We start from the raw sequence: 5,598 nt of genomic DNA, 5'->3' as shown, positions 1-5,598 counted from the left end.
GTTCAGGTCGAAGTACGGGTACGACTTCTTCTCGGTGCCGATCGGAAAGCGGTACTGCAGACCCTGACGGTTTGTCGGATCGGCCACCGACGCGCCGGACTTGTCGACGTTGATCGCGATCGAGCCGTTGGGCGAGGTCGAAACCGGCTCGCCGGAGGTCCGGCTGATTGTCACCCGGTCGACCTTCGCGTCGAGCACGCCCTTGTCGCCGTCGCGGTCGTCACGACGCAGCGTCTGACCGGCCTGGACGGTCATCTCGTCGGCGTCCGACGGCTCCTCGACGGTGAGGTAACGCTGCGAGGAGACGGGGACGTTGGTGTCGATCTTGGCCGAACCTTCGGGCGAGACAAGCGACTTCGAGTCCAGCACCATGCTGTCTTCGCCGGGCACACTCTTGGCGATCGTGGTGACCCGCAGATCCAGCGGGGTCTTGGCGACCTTGCCGACGGTGTAGGTGGGGATCATGACGGCGGCGGCGAGCAGCAGCGCGCCGAGTCCGACGAGAATGCAGGCGATCATCCTGCGCCCGCTGTTCATCGGCTGCCGTACTGCACGTTGCCGAGCACCGACGAGCCCGGGTCAGCGGTGGTCTCGGGGGCTGGGATCGAATTCTGTTGCGCGCCTGCGGTGATGCCGAGCACGGCAATCACCCCTAGGATCGCGCCGGCCAGACCGCTGATCAGGCCGGGGACGGCAAACTTCATAGATCGAAACTCCAATTTCCGGCGTCGGCTCAAGCGACGGAGAAGAACCCGATGGTCGGGGCGAACGAGCAGGTCCGGTCACCGTCGGCGGTGGTCGTGGTGAGCGAACCGGTGATCACCGCGGCGACCCGGCCCGAACCGGTGTCGGCGATGGCGGACAGGGTGGCCGGTCCGTCCGGGTTGATGCCGGCCGCGGTGGTGAGCGGCAGGGTGCCGGTGCGCCGGTTGTCCAGGTTGACCCACTGCACCGTCATCGGCGGGTTCTGCGCGACGGTAGGCGTTTTGGTACCCAGCGCGGTGAAGACGAAACCGGTCTGCCCGGCAGCCGGTCCGGGCGGCGGCAGCTCGGCCGGGCCGGGTACGGCCAGCGCGGTGCCGACGGAATCGGAGGTCGGGCCGATGCAGCCCTTGCCGATGGTCGGGTAGAGGAACTGCGCGATCCGCGGGCCGCCGGACGGCGGGAGCTCGGGGCCGCCACCGCCGCTGCCGTCGAGGAAGGTGATGACCTTCTCGAGCGTCGCCTTGACCTGCGCCGGGATGCCGGGCGTCGCGAGCAGCACGCGCGCCTGGGCCAGGAGCGCGGCCTGCGCACCGTCGGCGATGGGGGCCGGCGCGGAGATGGCGCTTACCATCGACGGTGCCAGCGCGGCCAGCGTCTCGGAGGGTACGTTCTCCGCGATCGCCGGAACGCTCGGCTGCGCCGCAGGCCGCGGGGCAGCCATGGTCGATGCCGGTGCGGCGAGTGAGGCACTCACCGCTAGTACGAGCGCGGACAAAGCGGTCCGCGAGCCTCGGGTGCGCAGCACTGGTCAGCCGTCCTTCTTTGTGGGGATTGGTTGGAGCCGCCCGGAAATGTACATGTTATTCCGGGTTTCAGATACATTGGAAAGGTGACTACAGCGGACAGACGGTATGGGGGTCGTACAGTCGTCGCGCGTAAAGCCGAACGGCGCCAGCGGTTCCTGGAAGCAGCGACGCGAATCTTCGCCGAACGCGGGTACGTCACGTGCTCGCTCGCCGAGGTGTGCGCGGCGGCCGGGCTGTCCAAGCGGCAGTTCTACGAGGAGTTCGAGACCCGCGAGGACGTGCTCATCGCGGCCTACGACCGCATCCAGGACGACGCGTCGGCCGCGGTCGCCACGGCGGTGGTCGAGCACGCCGACCCGGAGTCCGCGCTGCGCGCGGGCCTGGCCGCCTACCTGGAATCGCTGGGCTCCGACCCGTACCGCGCGCAGGTGGCGCTGATCGAGGTGATCGGGGTCAGCGACCGGATGGAGAACCATCGCAGGGAGCGGCGCCACGCCTGGTCGGTGCTGATCGAGACCGCGCTGGCAGTCAAGGGCGTCCGGCTGCGCGGCGACGCGCAGCTCACGACGGGTCTGCTCACCGGAGCGGTCAACGGTGTCGCGCACGAATGGCTGCTGCTGGCCTCGCGCCCGCCGGTCGGCGAGCTGGTCGACCTGCTGACCGCCGCAGCGCTCTCGCTGGTCGATCAGGACTGATTTCCGCGCAACCGCCGGGAGGGTGGCAACGTCACGCACTTGCCGCTTGCTCAACCCACTCCCTTTCCAGACATTGTGAGACCGGACGGCTTCACAGTGTGGGACGAGAGTCTGGCATAGTAGTGACCCAGATCGCAACGGCTGAAACTGTGCGATCGGCATCACCTGGGGAGATGTGCTGGTCACGGGTCCAAACAAGCTCGTGGTGGTAGTGAACCACCACCGGCCACGCGGGGTGTCCGGTTCGCCGTTTCGCACCCATCGGTACGTGCTCGGCAATCGACCGGCAACCGGCGATCAGGACTTCCGCAGCACGCCGGCGATGGTGCCGCCGAGTGCGCCCGGCGTGCTGTAGTCGAGGCTGCCGTCCGGCCGCAGGGTGACCGTCGATGTCGCGCCGTCGTCGAGGCAGCCGCCCGCGCTCTTGCCGGTCAGCTTCGCCCGGAAGACGAGGCGGTCGGTGGTGGCCTCGACCAGGGTCTCCGACCGCTCACAGCGCTCACCAGAGATCATGCCGGTGTTCGACGCGGTGGCCACCTTCTGCCCGACCTTGCCCTTGCCGATGGTCAGCTCGATCGCGAAGCGCACCGGACCGTCCGACGCCTGCCCCTGCCAGCTCCCGGCGAAGGCGCTGGGGACGGTGGTGGCGGGGGCGCCGGTGGCGGTCGGCGTGTCCGTGTCCGCGGCGACCGGCGTCGAGACGGCCACGCCGCTCGCATCCGGCTGGCCGCGCAGCTGGACGCCGATCAGGAACGCACCCGCCGCGACCGCCACCGCGACGGTCACCGCCGCGGCCACGAGGAGGGTGCGGGTGCGGGAGCTCGCCGGCGGGATCGGATGCGGACCCGAGACGGCGTCAGGCTGGGTCGTCGCCATGCGCCACGCTGTCGGCGTCATGGTGGGGTCGCCGGCTCCGCCGACCGGCCGACGGACAGTCGAATGCGGCGCGGGGGTGTACCCGCCGACGTTCGCCGCAGGCAGGGGAGCGCCGGTGGGCCCGCCGGTGGCAGCCCGGTTCGGCATCGAGGTATCCGGTGCGCCGAAGCCGGTTGGGAAATCGGCCGGGCCGGAATCCAGGTCGAGCAGGCGCACCGCTCGCATGCTGACCTCCTCGAGCACCGCGGGCGGCAGCCACCCGGATCGCTCGGGTCCGCCGATGCCGGCGAGCTCGGCCAGGACTTCCCGCGGTGTCGGCCTGGCGGCGGCGTCCTTGGCGACGCAGGCCGCGACCAGCGGGCGCAGCGACGGCGGCAGGCCCGCCAAGCGCGGCTCCTCGTAGACGATCCGCCACAGCATCTGCACGATCTCGGCGGTGCCGAACGGGCCGTGCCCTGACGCGGCGAAGGTCAGCACACCGCCGAGCGCGAACACATCGCACGCGGGGCCGAGCGGCTCGCCGGTGACCTGCTCCGGGCACATGAAACCCGGTGAGCCGATGACCTTTCCGGTGGTGGTGAGCGCGGTGTCCTCGACCGCTCGCGCGATGCCGAAGTCGACCACCTTGGGTCCGTCGACGGCCAGCAGCACATTCGACGGCTTCAGATCGCGATGCACCACGCCCGCACCGTGAATCGCGACGAGCGCCTCGGCCAACCCGTGACCGAGGGCGAGCAGCGACGGTTCGGCGAAGGGGCCGAACCGGGCCACCGCGTCCGAGAGCGCGAGTCCGGCAACGTAACCGGTGGCCAGCCAGGGCGGATCGGCGTCGACGTCGGCGTCGAGCACCGGCGCGGTGAACGCCCCGCCGACCCGTCGCGCGGCGGCCACCTCCCGGCGGAACCTGACCCGGAATTCGGGGTCGCCGAGCAGATCCGGCCGGATCACCTTCACCGCGACGGTGCGCCCGCCCGCATTGCGGCCCAGATACACCTTGCCCATGCCACCGGCGCCGAGGACACCGAGCAACCGGTACGTCCCGATCTGGCGTGGATCATCGCTGCCGAGGGGTTGCATCGCGTGGGGATCCTTCGAAAATCGGCTGAGCCTGCCCGGTCACTCTAACCGCAAGATCCGGCGACGAACTGGGCTCGTGACCAGCCCGCCGCCTGGGCAAACGGGGTCGCGACGCCGTACCCCGTCGAGACCGGTCAGAATGTGATTGCCTTATTCTCACGTTCTTCACGTTCTTCGCGCGTCAGCACTAGGGGGCTCCTCGATGACCACATTGGCCTCCGGACTCTTCATCGATTGGGAAGAGCTGACGGGGCAGTCGAAATTCGTGGTCGAGCTGGTGAGCTTCCCGATCTTCTGCGCGGTGGCGGGCTGGCTCACCAACTGGACCGGCGTGCTCATGCTGTTCTGGCCGCTGCATTTCAAGGGCTTCCGGGTACCGATGCTGCACGTCCTGTACCCGTATCTGCCGCGCCGGGTCCAGGTGCTGCCGACCTTCTCCGGCGACGGGCGCAGGCTCGGTTTCCAGGGCTTCATCCCCGCCCGCTCCGAGAAAATGGCGAGTATCTGCGTCGACAAGGCGCTGATGCGCATCGGCAGCCCGCGCGATTTCATCCATGAACTCGATCTGGACGGCATCGGCGACTATCTCGCCGAACGGGCCCGCGACCAGGTGCGGCCGATCGTCGACGAGATCATGTACCGGGAGAATCCCGATCTGTGGCGCTCGCTGCCGCGGCCGGTGAAGCAGGCCGTCTACCAGCGGGTCGACCGGCAGCTGCCCGCGCTGGGCCGGCGCGCGTTCGCGAGCCTGGGCGACAACATCGACCAGCTGCTCGACGTCAAGAACTTCGTGATCAGGTACCTGGAGAAGAACCCGACCATTCTCAAGGACCTCACCACCACCATCGCCGCGCCGGAACTGAAGTTCATGGTGCGGGTCGGCCTGCTCGGCGCGCCGTTCGGCCTGGTGCTGGCGCTGTACCTGCACGTGCACTCGCAGATCCCGTACTGGGGGCTGGTGCCCGCGTGGGTGATCGTGCTGCTGGCCTCGGCCGCGATCGGCGTCATCGTGAACGTCATCGCGATCAAGATGGTGTTCGAGCCGGGCGACCCGCAGCCGCGCTACAAGTACCTGTGGCGCCAAGCCCTGCTGGCCAAGCGGCAACCGCAGGCCGCGACCGACCTCGCGCACATCCTGGCCTACCAGGTGCTGACCGTGGAGAACCTGTCCAACGAGCTGCTCGATGGGCCCAACGGCGACAAGACCAAGCAGTTGATCGAGCGGGTCGTCGCCGAGGAGATCCAGCACCAGCTCGGCCCGACCGCGTTCATGGTGCGCGCGGCGATCGGGCGGAAAGGGTACGACAACCTCGCCATCTCCGGCGCGGGCGTGGGCATGAGCCTCGCGCCGGAGATGGTCGACGACGAGTAGTTCGTGCTGGAGCAGGCGAATAATATAGACGAGTTAGCCGACCGCAATCTGCAGAAACTCACGCCGG

At 69.0% G+C, this 5,598-nt stretch carries 6 protein-coding genes; 2 read left to right on the top strand and 4 right to left on the bottom strand.

All coding sequences use genetic code 11. The features are described from left to right. From ACFWPJ_RS23120 to ACFWPJ_RS23110, 3 genes are all read right to left on the bottom strand, one after another. A partial coding sequence (locus ACFWPJ_RS23120; protein ID WP_378854475.1) for a DUF3068 domain-containing protein occupies positions 1-537 on the bottom strand: 537 nt, incomplete at its 3' end. After that, positions 534-704, bottom strand: a complete 171-nt coding sequence (locus tag ACFWPJ_RS23115) for a DUF2613 domain-containing protein (RefSeq protein WP_189031615.1) — start codon at positions 702-704, stop codon at positions 534-536. The genes ACFWPJ_RS23115 and ACFWPJ_RS23120, both read right to left, overlap by 4 nt. 29 nt (positions 705-733) lie before the next feature. Next, the gene (locus tag ACFWPJ_RS23110; RefSeq protein WP_378854474.1) at positions 734-1,510 is read right to left on the bottom strand and encodes a hypothetical protein; all 777 of its coding nucleotides are present in this window, start codon (positions 1,508-1,510) and stop codon (positions 734-736) included. 84 nt (positions 1,511-1,594) lie between these two features. Here ACFWPJ_RS23110 and ACFWPJ_RS23105 point away from each other — a divergent pair, with 84 nt between their 5' ends. After that, a complete protein-coding gene (locus ACFWPJ_RS23105) occupies positions 1,595-2,206 on the top strand; it encodes a TetR/AcrR family transcriptional regulator (RefSeq protein WP_378854473.1) in 612 nt (203 codons plus the stop codon). Between the two features lie 297 nt (positions 2,207-2,503). On the opposite strand, the gene ACFWPJ_RS23100 is transcribed toward ACFWPJ_RS23105, so the two are convergent. Further along, positions 2,504-4,159, bottom strand: a complete 1,656-nt coding sequence (locus ACFWPJ_RS23100) for a serine/threonine-protein kinase (protein WP_378854472.1) — start codon at positions 4,157-4,159, stop codon at positions 2,504-2,506. A gap of 202 nt (positions 4,160-4,361) precedes the next feature. On the opposite strand from ACFWPJ_RS23100, the gene ACFWPJ_RS23095 reads away from it, so the two are divergent. Then, positions 4,362-5,531 (top strand): hypothetical protein, encoded by a 1,170-nt coding sequence (locus ACFWPJ_RS23095; RefSeq protein ID WP_378854471.1) that lies wholly within the window; start codon positions 4,362-4,364, stop codon positions 5,529-5,531. Positions 5,532-5,598: the final 67 nt, after the last annotated feature.

This window comes from Nocardia sp. NPDC058497 (assembly GCF_042720195.1).
Taxonomy (GTDB): Bacteria; Actinomycetota; Actinomycetes; order Mycobacteriales; family Mycobacteriaceae; genus Nocardia.
The sequence above is the reverse complement of the archived record's forward strand: the minus strand, read 5'-3'. Positions and strand labels throughout refer to the sequence as shown.

Bases quoted from the DNA above. Each gene is read 5' to 3' on its own strand.
- ACFWPJ_RS23115 (WP_189031615.1), bottom strand. From the start codon at position 704: ATGAAGTTTGCCGTCCCCGGCCTGATCAGCGGTCTGGCCGGCGCGATC.
- ACFWPJ_RS23100 (WP_378854472.1), bottom strand. From the start codon at position 4,159: ATGCAACCCCTCGGCAGCGATGATCCACGCCAGATCGGGACGTACCGG.
- ACFWPJ_RS23095 (WP_378854471.1), top strand. From the start codon at position 4,362: ATGACCACATTGGCCTCCGGACTCTTCATCGATTGGGAAGAGCTGACG.